Origin of the sequence: Methylobrevis pamukkalensis, from assembly GCF_001720135.1 — a bacterium.
In the GTDB taxonomy this organism is placed as follows: Bacteria; Pseudomonadota; Alphaproteobacteria; order Rhizobiales; family Pleomorphomonadaceae; genus Methylobrevis; species Methylobrevis pamukkalensis.
The window spans coordinates 1-16784 of sequence record NZ_MCRJ01000099.1 but is presented as its reverse complement, the minus strand read 5'-3'; the positions used below and the strand labels follow the sequence as shown (position 1 = coordinate 16784).

11 protein-coding genes and 3 pseudogenes are annotated in these 16784 nt (G+C 70.4%); 7 read left to right on the top strand and 7 right to left on the bottom strand.

Translation table 11 applies throughout. The features are described 5' to 3' along the window. On the top strand, positions 1–495 hold a 495-nt coding region (locus A6302_RS15300; RefSeq protein ID WP_280939286.1), incomplete at its 5' end, for an exodeoxyribonuclease VII large subunit. 12 nt (positions 496–507) lie between these two features. Here A6302_RS15300 and A6302_RS15295 read toward each other — a convergent pair. Then, a pseudogene (locus A6302_RS15295) lies at positions 508–1850 on the bottom strand (HD-GYP domain-containing protein). Positions 1851–2075: 225 nt separating this feature from the next. Between A6302_RS15295 and A6302_RS25425 the strand changes: the two are divergent. From A6302_RS25425 to A6302_RS24675, 5 genes and pseudogenes are all read left to right on the top strand, one after another. Further along, positions 2076–2942, top strand: coding sequence for a universal stress protein (locus A6302_RS25425; RefSeq protein ID WP_083255819.1), 867 nt, complete (start codon positions 2076–2078; stop codon positions 2940–2942). Between the two features lie 43 nt (positions 2943–2985). Then, positions 2986–5708: pseudogene (locus A6302_RS15285) on the top strand (bifunctional acetate--CoA ligase family protein/GNAT family N-acetyltransferase). A gap of 59 nt (positions 5709–5767) precedes the next feature. Further along, positions 5768–7318: pseudogene (locus A6302_RS26245) on the top strand (hypothetical protein); the annotation flags it as partial. Between the two features lie 136 nt (positions 7319–7454). Continuing rightward, positions 7455–8282 (top strand): methyl-accepting chemotaxis protein, encoded by an 828-nt coding sequence (locus A6302_RS24680; protein ID WP_069307760.1) that lies wholly within the window; start codon positions 7455–7457, stop codon positions 8280–8282. 206 nt (positions 8283–8488) lie between these two features. Further along, positions 8489–10093 carry a bifunctional metallophosphatase/5'-nucleotidase gene (locus A6302_RS24675; protein WP_069307759.1) on the top strand — a complete coding sequence of 535 codons (1605 nt, stop codon included), beginning with the start codon at positions 8489–8491 and terminating at the stop codon, positions 10091–10093. A gap of 180 nt (positions 10094–10273) precedes the next feature. Here A6302_RS24675 and A6302_RS15255 read toward each other — a convergent pair whose 3' ends face one another. The 6 genes from A6302_RS15255 to A6302_RS15230 all read right to left on the bottom strand — a co-directional run bounded on the left by A6302_RS15255 (position 10274) and on the right by A6302_RS15230 (position 15187). Then, a complete protein-coding gene (locus A6302_RS15255; RefSeq protein WP_069307758.1) occupies positions 10274–10831 on the bottom strand; it encodes a hypothetical protein in 558 nt (185 codons plus the stop codon). Between the two features lie 238 nt (positions 10832–11069). Continuing rightward, positions 11070–12485, bottom strand: coding sequence for a chromate efflux transporter (chrA, locus tag A6302_RS15250; protein ID WP_083255820.1), 1416 nt, complete (start codon positions 12483–12485; stop codon positions 11070–11072). A gap of 32 nt (positions 12486–12517) precedes the next feature. Further along, entirely contained in the window at positions 12518–13339 is an 822-nt protein-coding gene (locus A6302_RS15245) for a chromate resistance protein ChrB domain-containing protein (protein ID WP_069307757.1), read from the bottom strand. Between the two features lie 152 nt (positions 13340–13491). Continuing rightward, positions 13492–13977: a VOC family protein gene (locus A6302_RS15240; protein ID WP_342586289.1), complete on the bottom strand. Its 486-nt coding sequence runs from the start codon at positions 13975–13977 to the stop codon at positions 13492–13494. 69 nt (positions 13978–14046) lie between these two features. Further along, positions 14047–14535, bottom strand: a complete 489-nt coding sequence (locus A6302_RS15235) for an SRPBCC family protein (protein ID WP_069307756.1) — start codon at positions 14533–14535, stop codon at positions 14047–14049. 13 nt (positions 14536–14548) lie between these two features. Then, the gene (locus A6302_RS15230; RefSeq protein WP_069307755.1) at positions 14549–15187 is read right to left on the bottom strand and encodes a TetR/AcrR family transcriptional regulator; all 639 of its coding nucleotides are present in this window, start codon (positions 15185–15187) and stop codon (positions 14549–14551) included. A gap of 439 nt (positions 15188–15626) precedes the next feature. Between A6302_RS15230 and A6302_RS15225 the strand changes: the two genes are divergently transcribed. Then, positions 15627–16577 (top strand): MBL fold metallo-hydrolase, encoded by a 951-nt coding sequence (locus A6302_RS15225; RefSeq protein ID WP_245294093.1) that lies wholly within the window; start codon positions 15627–15629, stop codon positions 16575–16577. Positions 16578–16784: the final 207 nt, after the last annotated feature.

Sequence of the window (16784 nt, the reverse complement as noted above, 5' to 3'; positions counted from 1 at the left end):
GCCGGCAATCTCGGGCAGGCGCTCCGCGCCAACACCGCCGCCCACCGCGCCCGGATCGAACGGATCTCGGCCCGCCTGCAGCCCGCCTCGCTGGCGCGCCGGGTGGAGACGGCCGGCGAACGGCTGGAGACGCTGGCCGCCCGGTCCGCCCGCGCCTTCATCCACGGCACGGAGCGTCGCCGCGCTGCGCTCGACCGCACCGCCCGCCTGCTCGATGCGGTCAGCTACACCGCCGTGCTGGGACGCGGCTTTGCCCTCGTGCGCGACGAGACCGGCGCGCCGCTGCGCGCGGTGGCCGACACAAAGGCCGGACAGACGGTGTCGATCGAGTTCGCCGACGGCCGGATCGGGGCACGGATCGATGGGGAGCCGCCGCCGCTGGTCGCGTCCACAGAGCAAGCCGACCCGGCGGACCCGCCCGCTCCGGAGACGGCAACGAAGCGCAAGCGCGAAAAGCCGCAGCGCGCCGACGGCGGCCAGGGCACGCTGTTCTGATTGTCCAGTGACCTAAGCCGCCGCGGCGTCGAGGCGGCGCATCGCCCGTTGCAGCGCGGCAAAACAGTCCGGATCGATCGCGGTGCCGAGCATGTCGGTCATGATCGCAAAGGCCTTGGAGACCGGCATCGCGCCGCGATAGGGACGCTCGGCGGTCAGCGCGTCGAAGATGTCGGCGGTGGTGAGGATGCGGGTTTCCTGGCGGATCGCGGCGCCGGCAATGCCGTCCGGGTAGCCCTTGCCGTCGAGCCGCTCGTGGTGGGCGCCGGCGATCTCGGACAGCTCGGCGAACACGGGATGCGCTGCAGGATCGCGCGCGACAGGCCGGCGTGGGCGCGCATCGACACCCATTCCTCGTCGTCGAGCTTGCCGGGCTTGTCGAGCACCGCGTTGCTGACGCCGAGCTTGCCGATGTCGTGCAGCAACGCCGCCCGCTTCAGCCAGCGGCGCCGCTCGGGCGCATAGCCCAATTCCTCGGCGATCATGTCGGTGAACAGGGTCACCCGTTCCGAATGGTTGGAGGTGTAGGGGCTCTTGCTGTCGATGACGATGGCGAAGGCCTCGGCGATGTCGTCGAGATGGTCCTCGTCCACATGGCGGACCACCTGCGCCGGCTCGAGCTCGTAGACGATGTCGGCAAGGTTGCGCGACTGCAGCGTCTCCCAGAAATCCGGATCGCCGGCCACCGCCTCGAAGGCCGCGACCACCGCCGGATCGAACCAGCCGCCGGCGCGGACCCGCACCTCCTTGCGCGCGGCCTGGATGCCGCCGGACATCAGGAAGACGTCGGCAACCTGGGCCAGCAGGGCGATCTGGGCGAACAGCGGAATCGCATCGCCGGCAAGGCCCTCCGGCTTGCCCGAACCGTCGAAATGCTCGTCGAGACTGCGGATCCCGTCGCAGACGGCGGGGCTGAAGCGCATCTTTGCCGCGATCTCGGCGCCGCGATGGCAGCGCGTCTCGATCAGGTCGCGGGCGATCTCGCCGCCATTCTGGAAGATGTTGAGGATGGCACGGAAGCGTTCCGACAGGCCGGCCTTCAGCCCCGTGTGGGAGAGCACGAAGCGCAGCGCCTGCGGCAGGCTGCCGTCGATGCGCTTGAAGTCCGCCTTGAAGGTCAGATCGTCAGTCAGATAGAGCTCGCAGATTCGGGCGGCGTTGCTGCTGCAGCCGAGGTCCTTGAGCAGCAGCGTGTAATAGAGGTCGGACAGCGCGGCGTCATCAAGGCCCATGGCACGGCCGACCGCCGTGCCGAGATAGGCGCAGCGCACGCAGTGGCCCGGCGGCTGGCCCTCGGTGAGATCGAGCGCATGCGACAGCGCGCCCAGCAGTTCGGCCAGTCTCAGGCTCTCCATCGGCACGCCCCCGTTGCCCAATTCGTCGCCGCCCAATTCATGATCTGCCAATTCGTCATCCCATTGTGGGCAGGGCCTGTTAAGATCGCGTGAGCATGCCGACATGGCGAAGAGGGGGCGACGCCGTCCATCTTGCGCTTGGCCGCGGGCGCAGGCGATCGCGACGACCGGCTCCGGCAGCCCGGGGTTTGAGACGGATCAAGGCGCGCGCCGACCGGGCGGACCATGATCCGCCCGCAACCGTCCAGGAGGAGGCACGACCATGGCCATCAAGGACATCTTCACGATTCTCGACGTCTTCGGCGAGCGGCAGCATGCGCCCGGCTCGCCATCGACTTTGCCGCCCGCACCGGCGCCCATGTCACCGGCATTGCCCTCGCCATGGAGCCGATGGCGCCGGCCTATCTCGCCGTGCCGATTCCGGCCGACTATCTGGTCGGGGCCGTGGAGGAGGCCGAGCGGCAGGCCCGCGCCGCGGCCGAGGCCTTCGGCAAGCTGGCCACCGACGCCGGCGTCGGCCACGAGGCCCGCACCGTCACGGTGCTCGCCGGCTCGACCTCGCCGCTGGTCGGCCAGGCCCATCTCTCCGACCTCGTGATCATCGGCCAGGAAGACGACGACAACCCAGAGCCGATGCGCGGCGCGCTGATCGAGGCGATGCTGTTCGATGCCGGCGTGCCGGTGATGGTGGTGCCGCGCGGCTGGGACGAGCCGCTGGCGGTCGGCCGCGTGCTGGTGGCCTGGGACGGCGGATCCACCGCCGCCCGCGCCGTGCATGAGGCGATGCCCGTGCTCGAACACGCCGGCAGCGTCGAGATCGTGATCGTGCCCGGCGGCAAGGGCTGGAACGGCGAGCCCGGCTCCGATGTCGCGACCTATCTCGCGCGGCACGGGCTGGACGTGTCGGTGACCACGGTTAACCGGGATGCGGACAACATCGCCGACGCGCTGAACGGCTATGCCCGCGAGACCGGCGCCGATCTCCTGGTGATGGGCGGCTATGGCCACAGCCGCCTGCGGGAGTTCATCATCGGCGGCGCCACCAGCGACATGCTGGCCCGCGCCGAGATCCCGGTGATCATCGCCCACTGACGCCTGCCCCTCCCGTATCCGTCTCGCGGAGCCCCGGATCGACATGCCCATCGGCCGCATCGACGTCTTCTTCCAGCCGAAGTCCGTCGCCCTCATCGGGGCAAGCACGCGGCCGGGCTCGGTCGGCCACGTGATCGCCCGCAACCTTGGCGCGGGCAGCCGGTCGAAGGTGATGCTGGTCAATCCGAAAGGCGGCGAGATCGACGGCCTGCCGCTCCACGCCAGCGTGGACGCGCTGCCGGCCGACCCCGATCTCGGCGTCGTCGCCGTGCCGCCTGCGGCGGTGCCGGGCGTGATCGAGGCGCTCGGCCGGCGCGGCGCGCGCGGCGCCGTGGTCATCACCGCCGGCCTCGGCAAGGGCGAGGGCTCGCAGGGCGCGGCGATGCTGGAGGCCGCCCGGCGCCACGGCATGCGGATCGTCGGCCCGAACTGCATCGGCGTCTCGGTGCCGGCCGCCGGCCTCGACGCGAGCTTCGCGCAGCGGCCGGGCCATCCGGGAGATCTCGCGCTGATTTCCCAGTCCGGCGCGATGATGACCAGCGTGCTCGACTGGGCCGAGGACAACGGGGTCGGCTTCTCCGGCCTCGTCTCGATCGGCGACGCCGCCGACGTCGGCTTTGCGACCTGCTCGACCATTTCGCGCTCGACCACCGCACCCGGGCGATCCTGCTCTACGTGGAGGCGATCCGCGACGCGCGCAGTTTCATGTCGGCGGCGCGGGCGGCGGCGCGGATGAAGCCGGTCGTCGTGATCAAGGCCGGCCGCAACCAGGCGGCCGCCAAGGCCGCCGCCTCGCACACCGGGGCGCTCGCCGGGGTCGACGCGGTCTATGACGCCGCCTTCCGCCGCGCCGGCCTGCTCCGGGTCCGCACGCTCGACGAACTGTTCTCGGCGGCCGAGACGCTGACCCATGTGCCGAAACTCACCGGCCGACGGATCGGCATCCTCACCAACGGCGGCGGCGCCGGGGTGATGGCGGTCGACACGCTGATGGATCTCGGCGGCACGCTGGCCGAGCTTCACCCGGACACCACCGCGCGGCTCGACGCCGCCCTGCCCCCGACGTGGTCGCGCGCCAACCCGGTCGACATCATCGGCGACGCCGGTCCGGACCGCTATGCCGTCGCCATGGACGCGATGCTGGCCGACGGCGGCATCGACGCGGTGGTGGCGATGAACTGTCCCACCGCGCTCGCCTCCTCGCGCGCGGCGGCCGAGGCGGTGATCGCGGCGAGCGACCGCTGGAACCGCGGCTACAGCCGCAAGAAGCCGGTGATCGCCGCCTGGCTCGGCTCCGACGACGGATCGTCGGCCCTGTTCGCCCGGGCGCGGATTCCCTGCCTGTCGTCGCCGGACCGGGCGATCGAGGGCATCATGCAGCTGGTGCGCTACGCCGACGCGCAGGAGGCGCTGACGGCGACCCCGCCCGATCTCCTCGCCGGCTTCAGCCCCGACCGCGCCAAGGCGCGTGCGGCCATCGCCCATGCGCTTGCCGACGGGCGCGACTGGATGACCGCGGTCGAGGTCACCGACCTTCTGTCCGCCTACGACCTGCCGATCGTGCCGGCGATGGCCTGCGCCACCGCCTTCGAGGCGGTGGACGCGGCGGGCAAGCTGCTGGAGACGGCGTCGGCGGTCGTTGCCAAGATCGCGTCGCCGGACATCCTGCACAAGTCGGACGTCGGCGGCGTCGAGCTTGGCCTCGTCTCCTCCGACCAGGTGATCCACGCCATGCGCCGGATCATCGGCCGGGCGCGCGCAGCCCGCCCCGAGGCGCGGATCGAGGGCATCACCCTGCATCCGATGATCTTCGCGCCGAAGGCGGTGGAGCTGATCGCCGGCGTCACCGACGATCCGCTGTTCGGCCCGGTGCTGGTGTTCGGCCGCGGCGGCACCGCGGTGGAGGTGATCAACGACCGGGCGCTGGCGCTGGTGCCGCTCGACGTCAACCTTGCGCTCGACGTGATTGGCCGCACCCGCGTCGCCCGCCAGATCGCCGGCTACCGCGACCGCAAGCCCGTCGACCGGCAGGCGCTGGCCGTGCTGCTGGTCAAGCTGTCGCAGATGGTGGCGGAAAATCCGGAAATCCGCGAGATCGACCTCAACCCGCTGATCGCCGACAGCGAGCGGATCACCATCGTCGACGCCCGCGTCGCCGTGAACGCCGACACGCGGCCGGCGATCATGCACGACACGCGGATGGCCGGGCATCCGCGCCTTGCGATCCGGCCCTATCCCAGCGAATGGGAGACCACCGTCACGCTCAAGAGCGGGCTGGTGGTCCAGCTCCGGCCGATCCGGCCGGAGGACGAGCGGCTCTATCCGGACTTCTTCTCGAAGATGACGCCGGACGACATGCGCCTGCGCTTCTTCAGCCTCGTCAAGGAATTCGGCCATGCCTTCATTGCCCGCCTGACCCAGATCGACTATGCCCGGGCCATGGCCTTCATCGCCATCGAGGCGGAGACCGGCGACATGCTCGGCGCGGTGCGGCTGCACGGCGACCCGGACGGCGTGTCCGGCGAATATGCCATTGCCGTGCGCTCCGACCTCAAGGGCGAGGGCCTCGGCTGGGTGCTGATGCAGCAGATCATCGCCTTTGCCCGGCGCGAGGGCTACAGCCGGATCGACGGCGAGGTGCTGCGCGAGAACACCACCATGCTCGCCATGTGCGAGGCGCTCGGCTTTGCCATGCGGCCGCAGCCGGACGGCCCGGACATCGTCGGCGTCAGCCTTGACCTGTCAGGCCCGCCGCCGGCCGACTGACGCGGCCCGAACCGGCGCCCTCTCGACCCGGATCGCAAAAATCCCGCGCTTTTGCCTGCATGGTTAACGTTTCCCTCGAACTTTTGTCGTGTGCTGGCGGAAACGGGCGCGGCAAAGGCTCCGCGTCCGTGCGCCACGATGCCCTCCGGCGAGCGGGGGGACACGTGCTCGGGGGGACGACCATGACCATCGGAACTTTCGCCAGCAACCGGCCGATCGCCGTCAAGATCGGGGCCGGCGTCGTCGTCGTCACCCTCCTGGCCGGCGTGGTCGGCGGTGTCGGCCTCTACGGCATCCGCAATCTCGGCCACGCGGTCGACATGACCTCGGAGTCGGCCTCGATCCTCGCCGGCGTCAACGACGCGGGCACGGCGGTCAACCAGTTCATCGACGAGCACGACCCTTCGGTCACCAACGAGGCGAAGGCGATCCTCTCGGACATCGATCCGCGGCTCGCCGCGCTCGGCGACAGTCGCGATCCCGGCCTTGCCAATTCGTCCGCCGCCATCGACCTGTTCCGCGCGGCGATCGGCGAGCTGGAAACCACCTCGGCGCGCATTGCCGACGCGGTGGCGACCATCGACGTGACGATGAAGGAGCTCAACAAGACCACGGCACGGGTCGTCGCGGTGCTGGGCGCGAAGGCCGACGAGCTGAAGGGCAAGGGCGAGACCGCCCGCGGCACGCTGGATGGCATCGAGCGGCTCGGCACCATGGCGACCGCGATCCAGACCGGTGCGCTGCGCACCAGCCTCGGCCTGACCACCTATGTGGTCACCGGCCGGCAGGAGGACTTCACCGGCGCCCGCGCCGGCATTTCCGACATGACGCCGAAGGTGCGCGACCTTGCCGGCGCCGCCGCCATGCTCGCCCCCGGCGCCAAGGGATCGGTCGAGATGCTGTCGGCCAAGCTGAAGGAGGTCGTGGGGACGATGCGCGCCATCGGCCAGTCCTACGACACCGCCGAGATCGCGCGGCTGCGCCAGCAGGCGATCGGCCAGCTTGCGGAGATGGTGGCGCTGGCCGACGGCGTCAACACGGAACTGGGCAAGGCCCGCACCGAGGCCAACCGCGAGATGTCGATGGCGGACGGCGAGCGGACCACCGCGATCGCGGGCGCCGAATCCGGCCGTTCCTTCGGAAAGACCGTCGACGTGCTCAATGCCGAGCTGCTGCGCTACCGGCTCGATCCGGGCGCGACCACGGCCACCGCCGTCGAGGAGCGCTTCGCGATGCTCGGCATCATGGGCAATGCGGTGAAGAGCACCGGGGTCGCCGATCCGATGCCGATGATCGCCGCCGCCACCGAGAGCTTTGCCGTGCTGCGGCAGGCGACCGAGGACTTCGTCTCCGCCCGCGACCAGGCCCGCGCACAGGCCGCTGCCGCGGTGACCGCGATCGAGGGCGTCGTCGGCGAGCGCGCCGCCTCGGCCAGCGTCAGCCAGCAGTCGAGCATCTGGACCGTGGGCGGCACGGTTGCGGCCGCGCTTGCGCTGGCGATCCTGATTGCCATCGCCCTCACCCGCATCATCGCCGGACCGATCTCCGGCCTCACCCGCTCGATGCGCCGGCTTGCGGACGGCGACACCGAGATCGCCGTCGAGGGCGGCGACCGGCGCGACGAGATCGGCGGGATGATGGCCGCCGTGCGCGTCTTCCGCGACAACGCCGTGGAACGCGCCGGCTGGCGGCCGCCGCCGAGCAGGACCAGGCGGTGCGCGCGCCCGGCAGGCACGCATCGAGACGATGATCGCCGCCTTCCGCGGCGAGATCGAGGAGCTTGTCGCCGCCGTCGGCAGCAACGCCGACCAGATGGAGGCGACCGCCGGGGTGCTCAGCGGCATTGCCGAGGACACCGTGCGCCGGACGGGTGCGGCCGCCAACGCCTCGCAGGAGGCCTCGCGCAGCGTGCAGACCGTGGCCGCCGCGGCCGAGGAGCTTTCGGCCAGCATCGGCGAGATCGGCCGGCAGGTGAAGATCGCCACCGCCACCGTGGAGACCGCCGGGGCAAATGCGCGTGTCACCGACGCCAAGATCGCCAGCCTCGCCGAGGCCGCGACCCGGATCGGCGACGTGGTCGCCCTGATCCAGGCGATCGCCGCCCAGACCAACCTTCTCGCCCTCAATGCCACCATCGAGGCGGCGCGGGCCGGCGAGGCCGGGCGCGGCTTTGCCGTGGTCGCCTCGGAGGTGAAGAGCCTCGCCAGCCAGACGGCGAAGGCCACCGAGGAGATCGCCGGCCAGATCGGCGCGATCCAGCTTTCCACCGCCGAGGCCGTCGAGGCGATCCGCGAGATCACCGCGACCATGGCGGAGGTGGATTCCTCCACCGGCGCCATCGCCGCCTCCATCGTCGAACAGGGCCACGCCACCGCGGAGATCTCCGAGAACGCCCAGCGTGCTGCCGCGGGCACCGAGGCGGCCGTGGGCGAGACCGGCGAACTCAGCCGCATCGTGGGCGAGACGACGCGCTCGGCCGCCGAGGTGCTTCAGGTCTCCCGCGACGTCACCCAGCGCACGGCCAGCCTGCGCGAGGCCGTCGAGCGCTTCCTCGCCGACGTCAAGGCGGCCTGAGGGCGCCGTCTCGCGCCGCCGACGGTGAGGACCGACCGGCCGTCGCTGCGCCTGCAGCGGCGGCGTTCCGCATCCGCGGCCCGGCCTGCCCGGAGTTTCGTCTTGAAGCGGTCGCAGGGGCCGACCACACTGCGCGCGGCTCGCGATCCTCACGGAGGTCGCGGGGCCGCGATCGATCCTCCGAACGCCAACGACGGACGGGCCTCATGACACGCCTTGCAGCCGCAGCCGCCGCGCTCGCCCTTCTCGCCGCCCTGCCCGCGCCCGCGCTGGCGGAGTTTCAGCTGACGATCCTGCACACCAACGACTTCCACAGCCGGATCGAGCCGGTGAACAAGTACGACTCCACCTGCGTCGGCAAGGATCTGGCCGAGGGCGCCTGTTTCGGCGGCTCGGCCCGGCTCGCGACCGCGATCCGCGAGCGCCGGGCGGCCCATCCCGACGCGCTGCTGGTGGATGGCGGCGACCAGTTCCAGGGCTCGCTGTTCTACAACCACTACAAGGGCGAGGTGGCGGCCGAGATGATGACCGCGCTCGGCTATGATGCGATGACCGTGGGCAACCACGAGTTCGACGACGGGCCGGAGGTGCTGCGCGCCTTCATCGCCAGGGTCGGCTTTCCGATCCTGCTCGCCAATGCCGATGTCTCGGCCGAGCCGCAACTGGCCGGCGCGGTGAAGCCGTCGGTGGTGGTGGAAAAGGGCGGCCAGAAGATCGGCCTCGTGGGGCTCTCACCGGCCGACACGGCGGAACTCGCCAGCCCCGGCCCCAACGTCACCTTCTCCGATCCCGAAAGCGCGCTGAAGCGCGAGATCGCGGCGCTGACCGAGGCCGGCGTCGACAAGATCGTGGTTCTCAGCCATTCGGGCTACACGGTCGACCAGCGGATCGCCGCCACCGTGCCGGGCATCGACGTCATCGTCGGCGGCCACAGCCACACGCTGCTGTCCAACACCGACGACAAGGCCGAGGGGCCGTATCCGACCTGGATCACCGGGCCGGACGGCACCAGGGTGCCGATCGTGCAGGCCTATGCCTACGGCCGTTTCCTCGGCGAGTTGCAGGTCACCTTCGATGACGCCGGCACGGTGACGGCGGCGGCCGGCGCGCCGGTGGTGATGGACGCGGGAATTGCCGAGGACGAGACGCTCAAGGCGCGGATCGCCGACCTTGCCAAGCCGCTCGAGGCGATCCGGAGCGAGGTCGTCGCCGCCACAAGCGCGCCGATCGACGGCAGCCGCGAGACCTGCCGCGTCGCCGCCTGCGAGATGGGCGTGCTCGTCGCCGACGCGATGCTGGCGCGCACGGCTGCGCAGGGCGTGACGATCGCGATCCAGAACGGCGGCGGCCTTCGGGCCTCGATCGACGCCGGCGAGGTCACCATGGGCGAGGTGCTGACCGTGCTGCCGTTCCAGAACACGGTGGCGACCCTCGGCCTCACCGGCGCGGACGTGGTCGCGGCGCTCGAAGGCGGCGTTGCCAGGGTCGAGGAGGGTGCGGGCCGTTTCCCGCAGGTCGCGGGCCTTCGCTACACCTGGACCCGGGCGGCAAAGCCCGGCGAGGGCCGGATCCGCAAGGTGGAGGTCCGGGACGGCGAAACGTGGGTGCCGATCGACCCCGCCAAGGTCTATCTGGTCGTCACCAACAACTACATGCGCGGCGGCGGCGACGGCTATTCGGTGTTCGCGAAGAAAGCGATCGACCCCTACGACTTCGGGCCGAATCTCGAGGACGTGGTGGTGGCGTACATGAAGGCCGACGGCGCGAGCTATACCCCGCATGTCGACGACCGGATCACCGAGGAGAAGTGAGGCAGGCGCCAGCCGAGGGGAAGCAGGTGCATCTCAATACCGAATCGCGCGCCCCAGCGGAGATGTTTAGTCGGCTATTATTACGGCCCTCACCTTCCCCCTTCGCCACGCAGAAGGGCCCGGCAGCATCGCCGCCGGGCCCTTTGCCATTTCAGGTGTTGCCGTCTCGCGAACCGGAGATCAGCTGCACTTCGCGCGGTTGGCGGCGGTCATCCCGCCTTCCTGCTGGGCGGCCACATCCTGATCGGACGTGGCGATGCTGGTGTTGCCGCCGCCCTCGTTCTCGGCCAGCGGCATCGTGCCGCCGTCCTTGCTGATCGAACCGGTGCTGTCCGACTTTCCGCCACCCGCCGGGGGCGTTGTCGAGGCGGTGGCGTCCGACGCATTCGGCTCCTCGCGGGTACCCTCGCCGGTGGTGCCGGCGGTCGTGGTGCCCGAAGCGCCATTGCCCGAGGCGGCATTGCCAGTGGCGGCATTGCCAGTGGCGGCATTGCCAGTGGCGGCGGGCCCGGACGTTCCCCCTGCCGAGGTGCCGGGGGTCTCCAGCGGCGCGAGGCTGCCGTCCTTGGAGATGCCCTCGGCGTTCGCGGTCTTGGCGCCGGCGGGACCGTCAGTGGCGCTGGCGCCGGTTCCGCTGGCGGAATTCATGGCGGCGGGGTTCGGGCAGTCTTCCGCGAAGGCGATGGCCGGGCTGAACGAGAGAACCGTGGCGGCCATGAGTGTGGCGATGCATTTCATCCCTGTGATCCTTTTATTGCTCGGTGCCGGTGTCGGCCGCCCTGCCGCCCGCAAGACGCGGCGGCTGCAGGCGACTTCCCGACGCAGCGGCGAGCGCTGGGCGTGAACACCGCGACGCAGGCACAACGCAGCGGTCCTGAAGCGAACCACGGATACGGATGGATTGTTCCCGGGCAACGTCCGGCTGCGCGTCCGCGCCGCAGGCCGGCGCCGGACCTGGGGATCAGGGCAGGAGGGATCAGGGCAGGGAGGTGAGCAGCAGGCCGGCGAGCGCGGAGGCCGCCAGCGTCGGCAGCATGCCGAGCCTGAAGCGCAGCATCGCGACCAGGGCCGCGGCGGCAAGAAGCGCAGCGCGTCCGTCGATCGACGCCAGCACCGGCAGTTGCGGGCCGACGTCGCCGACGATTGCCAGCGTCATCGTCTCGCGGAAGACGACGTGGATCGCAAACCAGAGCGCGAGATTCATCACCACGCCGACCACGGCGGCGGTGATCGCGCCGAGCGCGGCCGACACCGTGCGGTTGCCGCGCAGGGCCTCCATGTAGGGGCCGCCGAGGAAGATCCACAGGAAGCTCGGCGCAAAGGTCACCCAGGTGGTGAGCAGGGCGCCGAGACAGCCGGCGAGCAGCGGATCGAGCGCGCCCGGTGCCCGGAATGCGGCGAGGAAGCCGACGAACTGCAGCACGAGGATCAGCGGGCCGGGCGTCGTCTCGGCAAGGCCGAGGCCGTCGATCATCTCGCCGGGCGCCAGCCAGCCGAAGCTCTCCACCGCCGCCTGCGCCACATAGGCCAGCACCGCATAGGCGCCGCCGAAGGTGACGACCGCCATGGTGCTGAAGAAGGCGGCGACCGAGGTCCAGACGCTGGACGACCCCGTGGCGAGTGCGAGCAGCGCGACCGGGCCAAGCCACACCGGCAGCCATACAGCCACAACCCGCAGGGCCCGTCCTGTCGACGGCACGGCATGGCCGAGTTCGCCGCGCTCGAACATGTCGTCGATGACGCCGCGGACATCCGGGGCATTGCCCTTGCCATGGCCACCGACGGCGAAGAGATCCGGCGCGATCTTGCTGCCCGCCCAGCCGGCAAGGCCGGCGGCGAGCACGATCAGCGGAAAGGGGATCGCGAACACGAAGATGCCGAGGAAGGCGAGCGCGGCGATTCCGACCATCACCCGGTTCTTCAGCGCCCGCCGGCCGATGCGCAGCACCGCCTCGACCACCACCGCCAGCACCGCCGCCTTGACGCCGAAGAACAGGCCATCGACCAGCGGCACGTCGCGATAGAGCACGTAGAGCAGGCTGAGGCCCAGCATCACCAGCGCGCCGGGCAGCACGAACAGGACGCCGGCGATGAGGCCGCCGGGCGTGCGGTGCATCAGCCAGCCGACATAGGTGGCGAGCTGCTGGGCTTCCGGCCCCGGCAGCAGCATGCAGTAGTTGAGGGCGTGCAGGAACCGCTGCTCGCCGATCCAGCGGCGCTCCTCGACGAGTTCCCGGTGCATCAGCGCGATCTGGCCGGCGGGGCCGCCGAAGCTGAGCAGGCCGATCTTCGCCCAAACCCGGGTCGCCTCGGCGAGGGTCGGCGGCACAACGGCCGTTCGGGCCGGTTCGGTCGCGGCAGCGCCCGTCAGCGGGATGTCGGTCGGGGCCATGTCGGTGCCGGGAACGTCGATCGGGGGGCGGGTCACGGTTTCGTCCTCAGGCCCACGGGCCAGTCATGGGTTTCGTCGCTGGCGTCGCGGCACCAGCGGTAGAAGGCATCGCAGAGCGTCATGGCCGCATCGAGTTGTGCAAGATCATCGCGAAACATCCGTGACAGGCCGAGGGCCGCGGCGAGCAATCCCGCCGCCTGGGGCGCGAGGTCGAGCCGGTCGGTGTCGGCGGCGCGGATGATCACGGCGAGGCGGTCCAGCGCCGGGATCGCCAGCCCGAATTCCCGGACCATGGTGTCGAAGGTGCAGGTCTCGCCGCGGTGGCTCCAGAACACGCCGTCGACGTCGAAAGGCGCCGCTCCGAACCGGTCGGCAACCGCTGCCACTTCGGACGGCGCGACGAACAGGAAGACGGCGGCCGGATCGACGAAGCGCCGGATCAGCCACGGGCAGGCGATGCGGTCGATCTTCGGCCGCGCGCGGGTGACCCAGACGGTGCGGCCCGTGGCGTCCGCGGGCGGTATCGCGTCCGCAGACACCAATGGCGCGCCCGCCTCGCTCCACGCCAGAAAACCGCCCTCAAGCGTCTCGGCGCGGGCGCCGGCATGGCGCAGGAAGGCCGCGGTTCCCTGGCTGAGCTTCTGCCCGCGCTGGCAGACGACGACCAAATCACGGCCGGCAAACGCGCCAGCCCAGTCACGGACGGACAAGGCATCGCGCCGACAGGCGGCAGGCAGAAGGCGGGGATCGGCCGCGAAATCCGCGTCGGTGCGGACATCGACGAGACACGGCGCGCCGGGCAGGCCGACGAGGCGGGAGAGTTGCGAGACGTTGATTTCGGTGTTCGACGGCATGCGCGCCCGTTCCCCCTGTGCGAGGTTCGTGGACGCGATCGTTCGGCTGACGCCTCACGGGGTGATCGCGATCTGCCCCTTGGCGCCGATCTAACGGAAAGCCGTGGCGGCTGGCAAGCCCTCGTGGCGAGGCTTGCCGCCGTCACCCTGGCTCACGCCCCGTCGCGGGCCGCCGTCATCGCCGCGATGTCGAGCTTCACCATGCCCATCACCGCCTGCATCACGCGGGCGGCCGCGTCGGGGTCCTCCGGCGGATAGAAGGCGGCGATGTCGGCGGGAACCACCTGCCAGGAGAGACCGAAGCGGTCCTTCAGCCAGCCGCATTGCACCGGCTGCCCGCCGTCCTCGGTCAGCCGGTCCCACACCCGGTCGATCTCGGCCTGGTCCTCGCAATGGACGACGAAGGAAATGGCCTCGGAGAAGGTGAACATCGGCCCGCCGTTGAGCGCGAGGAACTCCTGGCCTGCAAGCCGGAAGGCGACCAGCATCACCGATCCGGGCGTGCCCGGAGAACCCTCCGGATAGCGGGCGAGCGCGGTGATGGCGCTGTCGTCGAAGATCGAGACGTAGAACCGCGCGGCCTCCTCGCCGTTGCCGTCGAACCAGAGGCAGGGGGCAATCTTCTGCAGCTTGGCCATGGGAATCTCCTCCAGACACATCCAGAATGTCACGCGCGACACCGGCTCCTCCCGGCCTCGCTGTCCCGGTCAGGCGGACAGCGATCGCGCCACCGCCTCGAGCTGGTCGGCAGCCATGCCCCAGCCATCGTGAAAGCCCATCTCCTCGTGGGCCTTCACGTCCTCGTCGGTCCAGTGGCCGACGCGGGCGATGTAGCGGGTGGCGGCGCCCTCATCCTCGAAGGTGATCACCGCGGTCATGAACGGCTTGTCCGAGGGCACCCAGGCCGCGACGAAGGCATCGGTAAAGGCGAGCCTTTCGCCGGGGACGACGTCGAGGAAGACGCCGGTGTTGGGAAATTCCTGCCCCTCCGGCGAGCGCATGGTGGTGGAAAAGATCCCGCCGGCCCGCAGGTCCATGTCGGCCGCCACCGTCTTCCACGGCGCCGGGCAGAACCAGCGCATCAGCAGTTCCGGTTCGGACCAGCAGCGCCAGACGGCGGCGCGCGGGGCGTCGATGATCCGGGCCAGCACGAGTTCGCGGGGTGTGGCCGGCGCAATGTCGAGTTTCGTGGTCATGGGGTCTCCTCCCTCAGACAGTGGGTGCGGGCGGCGCGCCGAACAGACATTCGAGGTAGCGCCGCAGGTGATCGAGGCAGTCGGTCGCCGCCTGCGGATCGTTGCTCGCCTTGGCGAGAATGAAGGCGCCCTGGATGGCCGCCTGGGTATAGAGGGCGAGGCTGCGCGCGCCCTGCCCTGTCGGATCGCCGCGCGCGGCGATCACCTCGGCGACGATGGCCTCCACCATCGCCGCATGCTCTTCGATGCTGCGGGCGCAGGCCTCGCGCAGCGCCGGATGGGTCGCATAGGCCTCCTGCACCATCGTGCCGACGAGGCAGGTGAAGGCCGGCAGTTCGCCGCCGATGATCGCCCGGCGGAAATCGACATAGCCGATCAGCCGCTCGAACGGATCGTCAATGGCCATGAACGGCGCGGTGGAGAAGATGCCATCGGCCATCGCCGAAAAATGGGCGGCGGCGGCGATGCCGAGCTCTTCCTTGGTCCTGAAGTGGTGAAAGAACGCGCCCTTGGTGACGCCGGCCGCCGCGCAGAGATCGTCGACCGTCGTCGCCGAATAGCCCTTGCTGCGAATCACCCGCAGCGCCGCATCCAGCAGCCGCTCGCGCGCGCCCTTGCTGCGCCCGTCACTCTTCCCGCCGCGTTCCTGCATGTGCTCCGTCGTCAATGTCGTGGCCTTCTGTCTGACCTCAATTAATACCGACCGGTTGGTATGTGTCAAGACGGGAGTTGGTGTCGGGCGAGTTCGGCTTCGCTGGTAGGTTCAATGCGGGCGATCCCGGAGCAATTCACGAAGCAGATGGGATGCACCCGAAGCCGAAGATGTCGAACCAGCGGCGTGCGGGAGCGGCAAACGGGGAAGCGCCGTTCAGCCCCAGCCCTTCTGCCGTCTTTGCCGGGCTTGACCCGGCAACCCATTGGCCTCTCGGCCAGCGGCGATCCGTCAGAATGCCTCGGCATTGCACATCAGGACGCCGTGGATGCCGCGCGGCCAGTGGATCGCCGGGTCAAGCCCGGCGAGGACGGAAATGAGGCCGCGCCCGGATCGATACCCCACCTCCACGACACCGCGATGGCATCCCGCCCCGCCGGTGCTATCGTGGCCCTGCCCCGGCCCCATCCAAGGAGCGCCTGCCCTGTCCGACCCCGCCGCCACCCTGCGCATCCTCGCGCCTTCCCCCGGCGTCTTTGCCTATTACGACGGCCGGGTTCCGGGCGTGCGGCTGCATGCGCCGACGCCGAACTGGCTCGACGACGGCGCCTATGCGCTGGGGATCGCCTCCTATGCGATCGTCGATGGCGACGAGGCGCTCATCTACGACACCCACATCACCCTCGCCCATGCCCGGGCGATCCGCGCACATCTGGACGGCCTCGGGGTGCGCCGCCTGCGCGTCGTGCTCAGCCACTGGCACGACGACCACGTGGCCGGCAACGTGGCGTTCGCCGATGGCGAGATCCTCGCGCTGGAGCGCACCGCGGAGCTTCTTGCCGCCAACCGGGCGAGACTGGAGGCCGGCGATCCGCCGATCGCCCCGCTGGTGATGCCGACCCGGACCTTTTCCGGCGCGCTCGACCTCACGGTCGGCCGGCGCGCGGTCCAGCTCCGCCACTTCGAGATCCACAGCGCCGACGGCTGTGTGCTGCTGCTGCCGGACGCCGGTCTGCTGCTGGCCGGCGACACGGTGGAGGACACCGTCACCTATGTCTCGGAGGCGGAGCGCACCGCGGTCCACATCGACGACCTCACCCGCCTCGCCGCCCTTCGCGCCGCGCGCATCCTGCCCAACCACGGCGCCCCGGAACGGATCGCCGCCGGCGGCTACGACACCCGGCTGATCGACGCCAACCGCAGCTATCTGCAACGGCTGCTCGCGGTGCCCCGCGCCGGCGAAGCAGTGGAGGCAGACCTCGCCACCTTCGTCGCGGATGACCTTGCAAGCGGCGCCATCGGCTGGTTCGCGCCCTATCAGGCGGTGCATGAGGCGAATGTGGGAGCGATGAGCGAGGCATGCCTCGCCGCAGCTGTCGTCGACGGGTGATACCTGCAATCGGCGGGACTCACTCTCCTGTTGTTATCCCCGGCGAACCGAGCGACAGCTCCAGTCGGGACGGGGATCCAGAAGGCAGCTCTGAATGCCATGGCCGGCTTCTGGATCCCCTTCCCGTCGGCGCTTCGCGCCGCCGCCGGGGATGACAACCAGCGAGCTTATCGATCTGCCCCTCAAGTCAGCAAAGCCTTGCCCACC

What these genes read in the sequence shown, in the direction of transcription:
- A6302_RS15255 (WP_069307758.1), bottom strand. Translation starts at nt 10,831, where the DNA reads ATGAAATGCATCGCCACACTCATGGCCGCCACGGTTCTCTCGTTCAGC.
- A6302_RS15235 (WP_069307756.1), bottom strand. Translation starts at nt 14,535, where the DNA reads ATGACCACGAAACTCGACATTGCGCCGGCCACACCCCGCGAACTCGTG.
- A6302_RS15230 (WP_069307755.1), bottom strand. Translation starts at nt 15,187, where the DNA reads ATGCAGGAACGCGGCGGGAAGAGTGACGGGCGCAGCAAGGGCGCGCGC.
- A6302_RS24675 (WP_069307759.1), top strand. Translation starts at nt 8,489, where the DNA reads ATGACACGCCTTGCAGCCGCAGCCGCCGCGCTCGCCCTTCTCGCCGCC.
- A6302_RS24680 (WP_069307760.1), top strand. Translation starts at nt 7,455, where the DNA reads ATGATCGCCGCCTTCCGCGGCGAGATCGAGGAGCTTGTCGCCGCCGTC.
- A6302_RS15240 (WP_342586289.1), bottom strand. Translation starts at nt 13,977, where the DNA reads ATGGCCAAGCTGCAGAAGATTGCCCCCTGCCTCTGGTTCGACGGCAAC.
- A6302_RS25425 (WP_083255819.1), top strand. Translation starts at nt 2,076, where the DNA reads ATGATCCGCCCGCAACCGTCCAGGAGGAGGCACGACCATGGCCATCAA.
- A6302_RS15245 (WP_069307757.1), bottom strand. Translation starts at nt 13,339, where the DNA reads ATGCCGTCGAACACCGAAATCAACGTCTCGCAACTCTCCCGCCTCGTC.
- chrA (WP_083255820.1), bottom strand. Translation starts at nt 12,485, where the DNA reads ATGGCCCCGACCGACATCCCGCTGACGGGCGCTGCCGCGACCGAACCG.